This is a genomic window from Luteimonas dalianensis (assembly GCF_049339425.1).
Taxonomy (GTDB): Bacteria; Pseudomonadota; Gammaproteobacteria; order Xanthomonadales; family Xanthomonadaceae; genus Luteimonas; species Luteimonas dalianensis.
In genome coordinates this window covers 20,626-35,015 of record NZ_JBMPPO010000002.1, presented here as the reverse complement: position 1 = coordinate 35,015, position 14,390 = coordinate 20,626, and the positions used below count along the sequence as shown (strand labels likewise).

The following is a 14,390-nucleotide window of genomic DNA, read 5'->3' as shown; positions in this document are numbered from 1 at the left end:
GCCCATGTCCGCCGTCCTCAAGGAAATCCCGCTCCCGCCTGACGCTCCCGGCGTCCACGGCCTGGAGCTGGCCCGGGAAACCCCCGCCGACCTGCTCACTTCCGCCGCCCAGGCGTTCCTGGCCGGCCTGCACCGCCGCTTCGACGCCCGCCGCCGTGGGCTGCTGGCCGCCCGGGTCGGGCGCCAGGCGCACTACGACGCCGGTGCGGTTCCCGACTTCCGCGCCGACACCCGCGCCATCCGTGAGCGCGAGTGGCGGGTGGCGCCGCTGCCCGAGGCTCTGCGCGACCGGCGGGTGGAGATCACCGGCCCGGTCGACCCGAAGATGGTCATCAACGCGCTCAACTCCGGCGCCAGCTGCTACATGGCCGACTTCGAGGACTCCACCGCGCCGACCTGGGAGAACCTGATGACCGGCCAGCGTGCGCTGCGCGAGGCGGTACGCGGCACGCTCGCGTTCGACGGCGGCGGCAAGCAGTACCGGCTGCGCCCGTTCGACGAGCAGGCGGTGCTGCTGGTGCGCCCGCGCGGCTGGCACCTGGAGGAAAAGCACGCGCTGGTGGATGGCGAGCGCATGTCGGCCTCGCTGTTCGACGCAGGTCTGTTCGCCTTCCACAACGCAAAAGTGCTTGCCGGAAAGGAACGCGGCCCGTACTTCTACCTGCCCAAGCTGGAGTCGATGGAAGAGGCGGCGCTGTGGGACGACGCGCTGGCGCACATGGAGCAGGCGCTGGGCCTGCCGGCCGGGCAGATCAAGGTCACGGTGCTGATCGAGACCCTGCCGGCGGCGTTCGAGATGGACGAGATCCTGCACGCGCTGCGCGGCCGCATCGCCGGGCTCAACTGCGGGCGCTGGGACTACATCTTTTCCTACATCAAGACCTTCCGCCGGCACCCGGCGCGGGTGCTGCCCGAGCGCGGCCAGGTGGGCATGACCCAGCCGTTCCTGAAGGCCTATTCGGAGCTGCTGATCCAGACCTGCCACCGCCGCGGCGCCCACGCCATGGGCGGGATGGCGGCGCAGATCCCGGTCAGCGGCGACCCGGAGGCCAACGAACGTGCCGTCGGCCGCGTGCGCGCCGACAAGCTGCGCGAGGTCACCGCCGGCCACGACGGTACCTGGGTCGCGCACCCGGCGCTGATCCCGGTGGCGCGCGATGTGTTCGACGCGCGCATGCCCATCGCCCACCAGCAGCACGTGCTGCGCGAGGACGTGCTGGTGGTGCGCGACGACCTGGTGGAGCCCTCGCGCGGCACCATCACCCGCGCCGGGTTCGAGAACAACGTCGAGGTCTGCGCGCGCTACCTGGCCGCGTGGCTGGACGGCAGCGGCTGCGTGCCGATCCACTGGCTGATGGAGGACGCCGCCACCGCCGAGATCGCGCGTGCCCAGCTCTGGCAGTGGCTGCACCATGGCGACGGCGGCGCGCGCGAGCCGCTGTACCTGGACGACGGCACCGCGATCGACTTCGTCCTCTTCGACGCCGCGCTGCTCAACGTCGCCTCGCGCCTGTGCGACCCGGCGCTGCCCGGTGCCGGCCGCATGCGCGGGGCGCTGGCCATGCTCGAGGAGCTGACCCGGCGCGACACCCTCGAAGACTTCCTCACCGTCCCCGCCTACGAACGCCTGTGATCCCGGAGCCCGACATGACCACCCGCCAGCAGCAGATCGACACCCTCACCCGCGACTGGAACAACGACCCGCGCTGGGCCGGCGTCGAGCGCCCGTACTCGGCCGCCGACGTCGTCCGCCTGCGCGGCAGCGTGCGCCCCGAGCACACCCTGGCCCGGCGCGGCGCGGAAAAGCTCTGGGAACTCGTCAACGGTGATGCGCGGAAGGGCTACGTCAATGCCTTCGGCGCCATCAGCGGCGGCCAGGCGATGCAGCAGGCCAAGGCCGGGCTGGAGGCGGTGTACCTGTCCGGTTGGCAGGTGGCCGCCGACGGCAACACGTCCGAGACCATGTATCCGGATCAGTCGCTGTACGCCTACGACTCGGTGCCGGCGATGGTTCGCCGCATCAACAACACCTTCCAGCGCGCCGACGAGATCCAGTGGAAGGCGATCTGCGACGGCAAGCTGGCCGAGCGCGACGCCATCGACTTCTTCCTGCCGATCGTGGCCGACGCCGAGGCCGGCTTTGGCGGCGTGCTCAACGGCTTCGAGCTGATGAAGAACATGATCGCCGCCGGTGCGGCGGGCGTGCACTTCGAAGACCAGCTGGCCGCGGTGAAGAAGTGCGGCCACATGGGCGGCAAGGTGCTGGTGCCGACCTCCGAGGCGGTGCAGAAGCTGGTGGCCGCCCGCCTGGCGGCGGACGTGGCCGGCGTGCCGACGATCGTGCTGGCGCGCACCGATGCGGAGGCCGCGACGCTCGTCACCTCCGACCACGACGCCAACGACGCGCCGTTCCTCACCGGCGAGCGCACCGCCGAGGGCTTCTTCAAGGTGCGCAACGGCCTGGAGCAGTCGATCAGCCGCGGCGTGGCCTACGCGCCGTACGCGGATCTGGTGTGGTGCGAGACCGGCACGCCGGATATCGGCTTCGCCCGCGAGTTCGCCCAGGCCGTGCATGCGAAGTATCCGGGCAAGCTGCTGGCCTACAACTGCTCGCCCAGCTTCAACTGGAAGGCGAACCTGGACGATCGCCAGATCGCCAGCTTCCAGGACGACCTGGCCGCGCTGGGCTACCGGTTCCAGTTCATCACCCTGGCCGGCATCCACATCAACTGGTTCAACAGCTTCCGCTTCGCCCACGACTATGCCCGCGGCGAGGGCATGCGCCACTACGTGGAGCAGGTGCAGGAGCCGGAGTTCGCCGCCCGCGAGCAGGGCTACACCTTCGTCTCGCACCAGCAGGAAGTGGGCGCCGGCTACTTCGACGACGTCACCACCGTGATCCAGGGCGGCGCCTCAAGCGTGACCGCCCTGACCGGCTCAACCGAGGAAGCCCAGTTCCAGGAGAAGGCCCGCGCCGCCGCCTGACCCCCGCCGCCTGTAGGAGCGCGCCGTGCGCGCTCCTACAGGGGGGTGATCTCCCGTTCCATGCGGCGGTAGTACGGCCACAGCGCGCCGGCGCGGGCGATGACGTAGACCACGAACGCCGCCCACAGGCCGTGGTTGCCCCAGGCGGCGGTGAGCGGCCAGGCGACGAGCAGGAACGCGGCCAGCGACAGCACCCCCGCATTGCGCATCTCGCGGGTGCGGGTGGCGCCGATGAACACGCCGTCGAGCTGGAACGCCGCCACCGAGACCAGCACGTACAGCGCCGCCCACGGCAGGTGCGCGAACGCCACCTCGCGCACCCCGTCCAGCGTGGTCAGCGCGCTGACCGCCGGCTGGCCCAGCAGTAGGATCGCCAGCGCCAATGCCGCCGCGGTGCCGAACGCCAGCTCGCTGGTCAGCCGCACCGCGCGCCGGAAGCGCTCGCGGCTGCGCGCCCCCCAGGCCGCGCCCACCCGCGCCTCGGCCACGAAGGCGAAGCCGTCCAGGAAGAAGGCGCTGAAGGACACCAGCTGCAGCAGGATGTGGTTGGCCGCCAGGGTCACGTCTCCAAAGCGCGCGCCGGCGTTGGCGAACCAGGCGAAGGCGAACAGCAGGCACAGCGTGCGCACCAGGATGTCGCCGTTGGCCGCCATCGCTTGGCGGATGCGGGCGCCGTCGGCGATGCGCTGCCAGGACAGGAACGGCGCGTCGTCCCCGCCGCGGCGCTCGCGCAGCACCCGCCACACCACCGCCAGCGCCACCGCGCAGGTGCTCCATTCGGCAATCGCCGTGCCCACGCCGATCCCGCGCGCGCCCATGCCCAGGTGACCGGCGAACCAGATGTCCAGCCCGGCGTTGAGGCCGTTGAGTAGCAGCTGCACGAACAGCAGCTCACGGCTGCGGCCCAGGCCGATCAACAGGCCGCTGCAGGCGAACAGCGTGAGCGCGGCCGGCGCGCCCCAGATCCGGGCCTGGAAGTACTCGGCGGTGACCGACTCGACCGCCTCGCTGCCATCCATCAGCCCCAGGTACAGCCACATCACCGGCCACTGCACCGCGACCAGCACCGCGCCCAGTACCGCCGCCATCAGGACCGCCCGCCCCATCGACGCGCGCACCTCCGCCTCGTCGCCCGCGCCCGCGGCCTGGGCCACGAAGCCGGTGGTGCCCATGCGCAGGAAGCCGAAGCTCCAGTAGACGAAGTTGAAGGCCAGCGCGCCCAGCGCCAGCCCGCCCAGGTCGGTGGCGGTGCCGAAGTGGCCGATGACCGCGGTGTCCACCAGCCCCAGCGCCGGCACCGCGGCGTTGGCCAGGATGATCGGCCAGGCCTGTCGAGTGACTTCAAGGCGGGTCAGGGGCGCGGAACGGGAAGACGTCATGGCCGACATGATGCCGCCCCGGCCGAACGGCCGGGGCGGGATTGCCGGGCAATCCGGGTGGTTTGGGATTGCCGGGGAATTTGAATCACGCGGCTTCGCGCCTGAGAGGCGCTCCTACGAAGGGCGATGCCCCGTAGGAGCGCGCCATGCGCGCGAAGCCGCGTGACGTCGAAGCTACTCGCGCACGTCCGGCGTGTGCGATTCCAGCGCCTCGGCCAGCCCCGGCACGATGCCGGCGCCGGCCGGCACCTGGATGCTGGAGCCTTCCAGGTCGCCGATCGGCTCGGCGCGCCCGCCCAGGCAGGTCGACAGGAAGCCTTCGGCCACCGCGTTGAAGGCCATGTTGTTCTCCGGGCGGGCAAAGCCGTGGCCCTCGTCCGGGAACAGCACGTAGGTCACCGGTATCTCCTTCTCCGTCATCGCATCGACGATCTGGTCGCTCTCGGCCTGCTTCACCCGCGGGTCGTTGGCGCCCTGGCCGATCAGCAGCGGCTTGCTGATGTTGTCCACGTGGGTCAGCGGCGAGCGCTCGGTCAGCCAGGCGCGACCCTCCTCGGTGCGCGGGTCGCCCATGCGCCGGGCGAGCTGCTCGAAGAAGCTGGCCCAGTACGGCGGCACGGTTTCCAGCAGGGTGTTGAGGTTGGACGGGCCGACGATGTCCACGCCGCAGGCGAAGGTGTCCGGGGTGAAGGTGAGCCCGGCCAGCGTCGCGTAGCCGCCGTAGCTGCCGCCCATGATGGCCACCTTGTCTTCGGTGGTGACGCCGCTGTCGACCGCCCACTGCACGGCGTCGATCAGGTCGTCGTGCATCTTCGCGCCCCACTCGCCGTCGCCGGCGTTGGTGAACTCCTTGCCAAAGCCCGTGGAGCCGCGGAAGTTCACGCTCAGCACCGCGTAGCCGCGGTTGGCCAGCCACTGGTCGGAGCCGCTGTAGCCGTAGTAGTCGCGCGCCCACGGCCCGCCGTGCACCAGCAGCACCATCGGCACCGCCACGTCCGGCTTGCCGTCGCCGTCGGGGTCGGCGTGCGCGGGCAGGGTGAGGTAGCTGACCAGGTTCAGGCCGTCGCGCGAGGTCAGCTCGACCGGCCACATCGGCACCAGCGGCGCGCCGTCCAGCGCCGGCCGGGCGGAGAACAGCGCCTCCAGCTCGCCGCTGTCGCGGTCGTAGCGGTAGTACTTCGCCGGTGCCTCGGCCGCCGAATAGGTGACGATCCAGGTGCGGTCATCCAGCGTACGCGAGCCGATGCCGACCTCGCCCGGGCCGATCTGCTCCAGCTTCTCCAGGTCGGCGGCGATGGCCTCGTCCAGCACCGTCCACTCGTCGCGCAGGTAGTTGACCGAGACGGCCTGCACCTGGCCGGTGGCCGGGTCGGACAGGCTGCCGCCGATGTCGGCGCGCGCGTCCTCATGCACCAGCGTGCGCTCGCCGCTGGCGGTGTCGATCGCGTACAGCGCCGAGGTGTTGCGCTCGCGTGAATCGAGCATGTACAGGGTCTGCCCGTCCAGGGTCAGGCCGGCCGGCGAGGTGCTCATGGCGTCCTCGAACGGAATCTGCTCGTGCACCTGCCAGCCGTCGCCCTCGCGGCGCAGGATGTCCATGCCGCCGTCGGGGCGGCCGCGGGTGGCGTAGCGCAGGTTGTAGTCGGCATCGGCCATGTAGCCGGCGATCTGCTGCGTGTTCTCCTCCACCAGGGTGCGCTCGCCGCTGGCCAGGTCGACCCGGTACAGGTCGTGCCACTGGGCGTCGCGGTCGTTCATGCCCACCAGGATGCTGTCCGGGTGATTGCGGCTGACCCCGGAGACGCTGGCGGTGGTCTTCTCGAACGGGGTCAGGTCGCGGGCCTCGCCGCTGTCCAGATCCAGCGAATACAGGTGGAAGTCCTCGTCGCCGCCGCTGTCGCGCAGGTACAGCAGTGTGCCGGGGCGGTACGACCAGAAGTAGGCGCGGATGCCGCGGCCCTCGTCGCGGGTGACCGGGCGCGCGCCGTTGAGGTCGTTCGCCGGCGCCACCCACAGGTTGAGCACGCCGTTGACCGGCGCCACCCAGCTCAGGTACTCGCCGTCGGGACTGATCCGCACGCTGGCGCGCTCGGGGTTGCCGAACAGGGCCTCGCGCGGAATCAGGTCGACCTCGTCGATCGAGGCCGGGCCGGTGCGGGCGGTGGTGTTCATGTCGCCATTGTCGCCGCGCGGGCCGCAGGCGGACAGGGACAGGGCGATGCAGCTGGCGAGCAGCAGTGACTGGTGGCGCATTGGTGGTTCCCCGGGGATTGAAGCGGACAGCGTGCACGCTACCCCGAAACCGGGCGCGGCGGTGTTCCGGACGCGTTAAAACCGGAGAGTGACCAATGGCAGGGTGTGGGCGGCGGGCGGGCCGGGGCCTACGCCGCCAGCGCCTGCGGCTCGAAGCCGCGATAGCCCACCGCCTCGGTCAGGTGCGCCGTGCCGATGTGCTGGCTGGCGTCCAGGTCGGCGATGGTGCGGGCCACGCGCAGGATCCGGTGCATGGCGCGGGCGGACAGCTGCAGCGACTCGATGGCGCGTTCGAGCAGCAGCTGGTCGGCGCTGCCCAGCCGGCAGGTGGCCAGGGTGGCGGCGTGGTCGAGGCGGGCGTTGGGCACGCCGGCACGCTCGACCTGGCGGGCCCGGGCCGCTTCCACCCGCGCCCGGATCGGCGCGCTGGCCTCGCCCTCGGGCGCGTCCGGGCGCAGCAGCGCCGCCGGCAGCCGGCGCACGTCCACGTGCAGGTCGATCCGATCCAGCAGGGGGCCCGACACCCGCGTGCGGTAGCGGGTCACCGCGTCGGGGCTGCAGCGGCAGCGGCCGGAAGGATCGCCGGCCCAGCCGCACGGGCACGGGTTCATGGCCGCCACCAGCTGGAACCGCGCCGGGAACTCGCACTGCCGCGCCGCCCGCGAGACCGAAACGGTGCCCGACTCCAGCGGCTGCCGCAGCACTTCCAGCGCCTGGCGCGACCACTCGGGCAGCTCGTCCAGGAACAGCACCCCGTGGTGGGCCAGCGAGATCTCGCCCGGGCGCGGCTCGCCGCCGCCGCCGGCCAGGGCCACCGCGCTGGCGGTGTGGTGCGGAGCCCGGAACGGGCGCTCGCGCCAGCGGCTGGCATCCATGCCGCGGCCGGCCGCAGACGCCACCGCCGCCGCTTCCAGGGCGTGGGCCTCGGACATCGGCGGCAGCAATCCGGGCAGGCGCGAGGCCAGCAGGGTCTTGCCGCAGCCGGGCGGGCCGGAAAGCAGCAGGTGGTGTTCTCCCGCCGCGGCGATCTCCAGCGCCCGCCGGGCCTGCAGCTGGCCGCGCACGTCGCGCATGTCGGGCACCGGCCGCGGACTGGCGGGCTCGGGCGCGGCGGCGCGCATCGGCCGGTCGCCGCGCAGCAGGGCGCACACTTCCAGCAGGGTGCGGGCGGCGAATACCTGCGCGCCGCCCGCCAGGGCGGCCTCGGCGGCATTGCCGGCCGGTACCACCAGCCGCCGCCCGTCCGCGGCGGCGGCCACGGCCGCCGGCAGGGCGGCCTGCACCGGGCGCAGCTCGCCGGTCAGGCCCAGCTCGCCGATGAACTCGGTATCGCGCAGTGAATCGGCCGGCACCTGGCCGCTGGCGGCCAGGATGCCCAGCGCGATGGGCAGGTCGAAGCGGCCGCCGTGCTTGGGCAGGTCGGCCGGGGCCAGGTTGACGGTGATGCGGCGCTGCGGGAACTCCAGCTGCGCGCAGTGGATGGCGGCGCGCACCCGATCCTTGGCCTCGCGCACCGCGGCCTCGGGCAGGCCGACGATGGACATGCCGGGCAGGCCCCCGGCCAGGTGGACTTCGATCGCAACCGCGGGGGCCGATACCCCCGCACGCGCGCGTCCATGCACGAGTGCGAGCGCCATGGTGGCGGGGTCAGTGGGCGGGCGGCGGCGCGGCGGCCTGTGGCGCCTTGCCGTCCAGCTCGGCTTCCATCCACTTCACCGCCTGCTCCAGCGCCTCCAGCTTCTCGCGGGTGCGCAGCAGCACCGCGCGCTGGACTTCGAACTCCTCGCGGGTGACCAGGTCGAGCTTGGCCAGCCCGCCCTGCAGCACCGCCTTGAAGTTCTCCTGCATTTCCTCGCGGCTCTCGCGCACCGAGGGCGGCACCAGGCTGCTCAGGCGTCGCGCCAGATCATCGATATGGCCCAGTTCGATCATGGATTGAAAGTCCTCCGGAGGGTGGGGGCAGCATGTCGCGAAGCGCGGAGGGATGCCGTCGGCGCCAGCCGCTCCGTGGGGTAGGAAAACCCTGACGGCGCGGCGGCGGCGCATTGTATCCGGGCGTGTTCGCGCATGCCGTGCGCGGGTATCCTGCCCCCATCCCAGATGGAGTCCGCGTGATGAAGATGGTCGTGGCCATCATCAAGCCGTTCAAGCTCGACGACGTGCGCGAAGCGCTGGCCGAGGCCGGCGTGACCGGCATCACCGTCACCGAGGTCAAGGGGTTCGGTCGCCAGAAGGGCCACACCGAGCTCTACCGCGGCGCCGAGTACGTGGTGGACTTCCTGCCCAAGCTCAAGCTGGAGGTGGCGGTGACCGACGACCAGGTCGACGCGGTGGTCGAGGCGATCCTGGAATCGGCCAACACCGGCAAGATCGGCGACGGCAAGGTATTCGTGCAGCCGCTCGAGCGCGCCGTGCGCATCCGCACCGGCGAGCTGGACGCGGACGCGCTCTGACCCCGGGGCGGCGTCAGCCGCCCAGCGCTTCGGCCACGAACGGCGGCAGCACCTGCGCCGCCCGGTGGATGCCGGCGCTGTAGTACTTCGTCGTGAACGCCTTGCCCGCCGCGTCGTCCTCGCGGAACCCGAAGCCGCGCCCGCCCTTGCGGGCCAGGGTGCAGCTCCACCAGCCGCTGGGGTAGCAGGGCTGGGGGAAGGGCAGGGTCTGGAAGCTGTCGAAGCCGGCCTTGCCCATCTCGGCGCGGATGTCCCGGATCAGATCCAGCAGCACCAGCGGCGACTCGGACTGCTGCACCAGGATGCCGTCGTCCTTCAGCGCCCGGAAGCAGCTCTCGAAGAAGGCGCGGTTGAACAGGCCGGTGGCCGGGCCGACCGGGTCGGTGGCGTCCACGATCACCACGTCCAGGCTGCCGGGCGCGCAGTTGGCCATGTACGCGATGCCGTCGTCGAACAGGATCTCGGCGCGCGCATCGTTGTTGGACTCGCACAGCTCGGGGAAGTGCTTCTCCGACATGCGCGTGACCTGCTCGTCGATGTCGCACTGCACGGCCTTTTCCACCCCCGGATGGCGCAGCACCTCGCGCAGGGTGCCGCAGTCGCCGCCGCCGATGATGGCCACGCGCTTCGGATCCGGATGGGTGAACAGCGCCGGGTGCGACATCATCTCGTGGTAGAGGAAGTTGTCGCGCGTGGTCACCATCATCGCGCCGTCGATGAGCATCACGTTGCCCCAGTCGGTCGATTCGTACACCTCGATCTTCTGGAACGGCGACTGCACCTCGTCCAGCTTGCGGGTGACGCGGTAGCCGATGGCCGAACCGCTGGGCTCGAAGTTCTCGTACAGCCAGGTGGGGGCGTTCATGCGGGGGATCCTGCAGCGCGGCGGAAACCGCGCATTGTAGGGCCTGCCCGCGGCCCTGGCTCTTGACGCCCCGTTGCGTCCAGCGGCGCTAACGTATGCGATTCAGGTCTGCGGCCGGTATCCGCTGCGGGCCGGGATCTACAATGGGAGATTCCCCTGTTCGAGGCCTCGCCATGACCGCCTGGTCGATTGACCGCGCCCGCAAGACCTACTCGATCCCGCACTGGGCGTCGGGCTATTTCGACGTCGACGGCGGCGGCCGGATGACGGTGCATCCGCGCGGCCCCGGCGGCCCGGCGGTGGCCCTGCCCGAGGTGGTCGACCGCGCCCTGGAGTCGGGCGCCAGCCTGCCGCTGCTGGTGCGCTTTCCCGACATCCTCGGCGACCGCCTGCGCACGCTGCAGGACGCCTTCGCCCAGGCCCAGGCCGACGCCGGCTACGAGGGCGGCTACACCGCGGTCTACCCGATCAAGGTCAACCAGCACCGCGGCGTGGCCGGTACCCTGGCCGCGCACGCGGGCGAGGGCTTCGGCCTGGAGGCGGGCAGCAAGCCGGAGCTGATGGCGGTGCTGGCGCTCTCGCGCCCGGGCGGGCTGGTCATCTGCAACGGCTACAAGGATCGCGAGTACATCCGCCTGGCGCTGATCGGGCGCAAGCTGGGCATGAACGTGTTCATCGTGGTGGAGAAGCCCTCCGAACTGCGCCTGGTGATGGAGGAGTCCAGGGCGCTGGGGGTGGAGCCGGTGCTGGGCGTGCGCATGCGCCTGGCCACCCTGGGCGCGGGCAAGTGGCAGAACTCGGGCGGCGACGGGGCCAAGTTCGGCCTCAACCCGCGCCAGCTGCTCGACCTGTGGAAGTCGCTGCGCGACAGCGGCATGGGCAGCGCGCTCAAGCTGCTGCACTTCCACATGGGCTCGCAGATCTCCAACGTGCGCGACATCGCCCGCGGCATGCGCGAGGCCACCCGCTACTTCGCCGAGCTGTCCAGGCTGGGCGCGGACATCGACTACGTCGACGTCGGCGGCGGCCTGGGCATCGACTACGAGGGCACCCGCTCGCGCAGCTACAACTCGGTCAACTACGGGGTGGCGCAGTACGCCTCGACCATCGTCCACGCGCTGTCCGAGGCGTGCGCCGGGGCCGGCCTGCGCCAGCCGCGCATCGTCACCGAGTGCGGCCGGGCGATGACCGCCCACCACGCGGTGCTGGTGGCCAACGTGTCGGAGGTCGAAACCGCGCCGGAGGGCCGCGTGCCCGACCCGCACGACGACGAGCCCGCGGTGGTGCGCCACCTGCGCGAGATCCACGCCAGCCTCGACGGGCGCCCGGCGGTGGAGCTCTACCACGAGGCCGTTCACCACCATGCCGAGGGCCTGGGCCTGTACGCGCTGGGCCAGCTCGACCTGGTGCACCGCGCGCGCATCGACGACCTGTTCTACGCCATCGCCCACGCGGTGAAGGCGCGCCTGACCTACGGGGAAAAGAGCCACCGCCCGCTGCTGGACGAGCTCAACGAGCGCCTGGTGGACAAGTACTTCGTCAATTTCAGCGTGTTCGAGTCGATGCCCGACGTGTGGGCGATCGACCAGGTGTTCCCGATCGTGCCGATCGAGCGCCTGGACGAGGCGCCCACCCGCCGCGGCACCATCGCCGACCTCACCTGCGACTCGGACGGGAAGATCGACACCTACGTGGAGAACGAGGATCTGGACAGCTCGCTGCCGCTGCACGCACTGCGCGCGGGCGAGCGCTACCGGCTGGGCTTCTTCCTGGTCGGCGCCTACCAGGAGATCCTGGGCGATATCCACAACCTGTTCGGCGACACCGACGCGATCGAGGTGAAGCTCGACGACGAAGGCGGCTACGCCATCGCCCAGCAGCGCCGCGGCGACACCACCGACGTCATGCTCGACTACGTGGGCTACAAGGTGGACGACCTGCGCCGCATCTACCGCGCCAAGGTCGGCGCCGCGGAGCTGTCGAAAACGGAGGCCGCGCGCCTGAACGAGGCCTTGGAAACCGGCCTGACCGGCTACACCTATCTGGATGATGCGCCGCTGGCGTGATCCGCCGCGCCCCCTCTTTTTACCGAAGGAGACGTGTGATGAAAAAGGGCTATTTCGCCAACATCGAGGAACGCACCCTCGACAACAACGACTTCCGCCGCGTGCTCTACACCGGCCCCAACCTGCAGCTGGTGGTGATGGCGCTGAAGAAGGGCGAGGAGATCGGCACCGAGGTGCACCCGGACATCGACCAGTTCTTCCGCGTCGAGCAGGGCAGGGCGAAGCTGGTGATCGACGGCGCCGAGCACTTCCTGGAGGATGACGACATCGCCATCGTCCCGGCCGGCGCCGAGCACAACGTCATCAACGCCGGTGACGAGCCGCTCAAGATCTACACCCTCTACGGCCCGCCCGAGCACCGCGACGGCACCGTGCACGCCACTGTCGAGATCGCCGAGAAGCAGCACGAGGCCGACCACTACGACGGCAAGCCGACCGAGTAACGGTTCCTTTCCTGAACCCTGATCAGGGCTGTCGCACGCGGCGCGCAACGCGCCGCCGCGACTTCAGCCGCGTGCGCCGGCCTGTGTCAGCGCGGCTTCCATGATCGGCTTGGCCCAGTCGGGCGTGTGCCCGAGCGTGTCCGCGTCGGTGGGCCAGTCGATGCGGCCTGCGTGCATCTGCAGCAGAAGGCGCGGGCTGGAGACTGGTGTCCCGGGGGCGGCGTCGGTGCTGTTGTCGTACACCTGCAGGCTGGTCAGGTGCGGCAGCAGGGTGATCAGGTTGGCGATGGAAGAGACGCAACGTTCGCGGATCTTCGCCTCCGGGATGTCATGGCCGCCGCCGGCCACCCGCAGGCGTACGCGGGCGATGTGGCGCTCTGGAGAGTCCAGTCCGCAGAACCAGATCATGAGGTCATGGGTATCTGCGGCTTCGCGCAGCCTGGCGGGGATGGTGTTGCCGCCGAGGGTGGTTTCGAAGGCATGGTCATGCCTGCCCGTGATCGCTGCCTCCAGCCGGCGCATGCCTTCCTGCCACGCCTGGGCATTGGCCTGTGTCTGGGTGCAGCCGGAGGCGTCGAGCAGGTCGCGCGCGTAGTCGTCCGGGTTGAACCAGGCCATCCCGGCCTGGCGCAGCGTGTCGCCGCCCACCGAACTCTTGCCGGCGCCGTTGACGCCCGCCAGGACGAGGAGGCGGGGCCTGGTCACCGTCAGCCTTTTCCAGCGATCACACGACCGCCCAGGTCAAGAGGCCGGTCGAATATCGACGCCAACCTGTCTCCCGCGCCCGGTTCCTGCAGACAGGCCAGGCGCTCGTCGTACTTGCGCCGCAGGGCGTCCAGCATGGCCCGATCCTTCTCGCCGGCGGCGCGCAGCAGCCCCAGCAGGCGGTCGTACTCCTCCGCCGGCAGGATCACCGCCTCGGGCCGGTCGTGGTTGGTCACCACCACCTTGCCCTCGCGGCGCACTGCGTCCATCACTCCGCGCCAGCCCAGCTTCTTGACGTCCGAGGCCGGGGTGCGGGGCAGTTCGTCGAGGGGGGGGTAGGGAAGTGTGGCGGACATGGCGGACTCTCCGCATTGGGAAAGGCCAATATACCCTTTTTTGCCATTATTGCCTTAATGGGCCATCAGGGCCGCGGCCAGACCCCTGCGCCGCGGGCCTCATCCTTCCCGGTGCACCTGGAACCCCGCGAACGACTGGCTCACCGGCATGATCTCCAGCCGGTTGATGTTCAGGTGCGGGGGCAGGGTGGCCACGTAGTGGATGACGTCGGCGATGTCGGCGGCGGTCATCGGCCGGGCGCCCGCGTACAGGGTGTCCGAGGCGGCCTGGTCGCCGCCGGTGCGCACCAGGGTGAACTCGGTTTCGGCCATGCCCGGCTCGATGCTGGTCACCCGCACGCCGGTGCCGTGCAGGTCGGAGCGCAGGCCCAGCGAGAACTGGCTGACAAAGGCCTTGGTGCCGCCGTAGACGTTGCCGCCCGGGTAGGGATGCACGCCGGCGATCGAGCTGATGTTGATGACCGCCCCGCGCCGCTCGATGAGCGCCGGCAGCAAGGCGTGGGTGAGCGTGGCCAGGGCGGTCACGTTGGTGTCGATCATCTGCCGCCACTGGGCCAGATCCGCGCGCTGGGCGGGCGCGGTGCCCAGCGCCAGGCCGGCGTTGTTGACCAGCACGTCGATGCCGCGGAACGGGGCGGGGAGGGCCTCCAGCGCCGCGGCCATGGCGTCCGCGTCGCGGATGTCGAAGGCGGCGGTGTGCAGGCGTTCGCCGCCGTGCCGATCGACCAGTGCCTGCAGGCGCTCGGCGCGGCGGCCGGTGGCGATCACCCGCCAGCCGGAGTCGAGGAAGCGGGCGACGGCGGCGGCGCCGAATCCGGCGGTGGCGCCGGTGATCAGGATGGTTTTGTCCATCCACCCAGTCTAGCGGTTCGCCCGCTGCGGGCG

At 71.0% G+C, this 14,390-nt stretch carries 13 protein-coding genes; 5 read left to right on the top strand and 8 right to left on the bottom strand.

Features of this window, described 5'->3' with window-relative positions; translation table 11 throughout:
* Window positions 1–4: 4 nt before the first annotated feature.
* Together aceB and aceA are read left to right on the top strand one after the other, a co-directional pair.
* Entirely contained in the window at window positions 5–1,633 is a 1,629-nt protein-coding gene (gene aceB, locus ACOZ90_RS02380; RefSeq protein WP_422892034.1) for a malate synthase A, read from the top strand.
* Between the two features lie 14 nt (window positions 1,634–1,647).
* The gene (gene aceA, locus ACOZ90_RS02375; protein WP_422892033.1) at window positions 1,648–2,985 is read left to right on the top strand and encodes an isocitrate lyase; all 1,338 of its coding nucleotides are present in this window, start codon (window positions 1,648–1,650) and stop codon (window positions 2,983–2,985) included.
* Between the two features lie 35 nt (window positions 2,986–3,020).
* On the opposite strand, the gene ACOZ90_RS02370 is transcribed toward aceA, so the two are convergent.
* The 4 genes from ACOZ90_RS02370 to ubiK form a co-directional block, all read right to left on the bottom strand.
* On the bottom strand, window positions 3,021–4,364 hold the full coding sequence (locus ACOZ90_RS02370) for an MATE family efflux transporter (RefSeq protein ID WP_422892032.1): 1,344 nt from the start codon (window positions 4,362–4,364) through the stop codon (window positions 3,021–3,023).
* A 174-nt stretch (window positions 4,365–4,538) separates the two neighbouring features.
* Window positions 4,539–6,617 (bottom strand): S9 family peptidase, encoded by a 2,079-nt coding sequence (locus ACOZ90_RS02365; protein ID WP_422892031.1) that lies wholly within the window; start codon window positions 6,615–6,617, stop codon window positions 4,539–4,541.
* A 128-nt stretch (window positions 6,618–6,745) separates the two neighbouring features.
* Entirely contained in the window at window positions 6,746–8,254 is a 1,509-nt protein-coding gene (locus ACOZ90_RS02360) for a YifB family Mg chelatase-like AAA ATPase (RefSeq protein ID WP_422892030.1), read from the bottom strand.
* Between the two features lie 10 nt (window positions 8,255–8,264).
* Window positions 8,265–8,549: a ubiquinone biosynthesis accessory factor UbiK gene (gene ubiK / locus ACOZ90_RS02355; protein WP_422892029.1), complete on the bottom strand. Its 285-nt coding sequence runs from the start codon at window positions 8,547–8,549 to the stop codon at window positions 8,265–8,267.
* 182 nt (window positions 8,550–8,731) lie between these two features.
* On the opposite strand from ubiK, the gene ACOZ90_RS02350 reads away from it, so the two are divergent.
* Entirely contained in the window at window positions 8,732–9,070 is a 339-nt protein-coding gene (locus ACOZ90_RS02350) for a P-II family nitrogen regulator (protein WP_422892028.1), read from the top strand.
* 13 nt (window positions 9,071–9,083) lie between these two features.
* Here ACOZ90_RS02350 and speE read toward each other — a convergent pair whose 3' ends face one another.
* Complete coding sequence (gene speE / locus ACOZ90_RS02345; RefSeq protein WP_422892027.1) at window positions 9,084–9,935, bottom strand: polyamine aminopropyltransferase; 852 nt, start codon at window positions 9,933–9,935, stop codon at window positions 9,084–9,086.
* 173 nt (window positions 9,936–10,108) lie between these two features.
* Here speE and speA point away from each other — a divergent pair, with 173 nt between their 5' ends.
* Window positions 10,109–12,001: an arginine decarboxylase gene (gene speA, locus ACOZ90_RS02340; protein ID WP_422892026.1), complete on the top strand. Its 1,893-nt coding sequence runs from the start codon at window positions 10,109–10,111 to the stop codon at window positions 11,999–12,001.
* Window positions 12,002–12,039: 38 nt separating this feature from the next.
* Window positions 12,040–12,444: a cupin domain-containing protein gene (locus tag ACOZ90_RS02335; RefSeq protein WP_422892025.1), complete on the top strand. Its 405-nt coding sequence runs from the start codon at window positions 12,040–12,042 to the stop codon at window positions 12,442–12,444.
* A 63-nt stretch (window positions 12,445–12,507) separates the two neighbouring features.
* On the opposite strand, the gene ACOZ90_RS02330 is transcribed toward ACOZ90_RS02335, so the two are convergent.
* The 3 genes from ACOZ90_RS02330 to ACOZ90_RS02320 all read right to left on the bottom strand — a co-directional run bounded on the left by ACOZ90_RS02330 (window position 12,508) and on the right by ACOZ90_RS02320 (window position 14,357).
* Window positions 12,508–13,149, bottom strand: a complete 642-nt coding sequence (locus tag ACOZ90_RS02330; protein WP_422892024.1) for an ATPase — start codon at window positions 13,147–13,149, stop codon at window positions 12,508–12,510.
* A gap of 2 nt (window positions 13,150–13,151) precedes the next feature.
* Window positions 13,152–13,505, bottom strand: a complete 354-nt coding sequence (locus ACOZ90_RS02325) for a type II toxin-antitoxin system prevent-host-death family antitoxin (RefSeq protein ID WP_422892023.1) — start codon at window positions 13,503–13,505, stop codon at window positions 13,152–13,154.
* A 99-nt stretch (window positions 13,506–13,604) separates the two neighbouring features.
* Window positions 13,605–14,357, bottom strand: a complete 753-nt coding sequence (locus ACOZ90_RS02320; protein ID WP_422892022.1) for an SDR family NAD(P)-dependent oxidoreductase — start codon at window positions 14,355–14,357, stop codon at window positions 13,605–13,607.
* Between the last annotated feature and the right edge of the window lie 33 nt (window positions 14,358–14,390).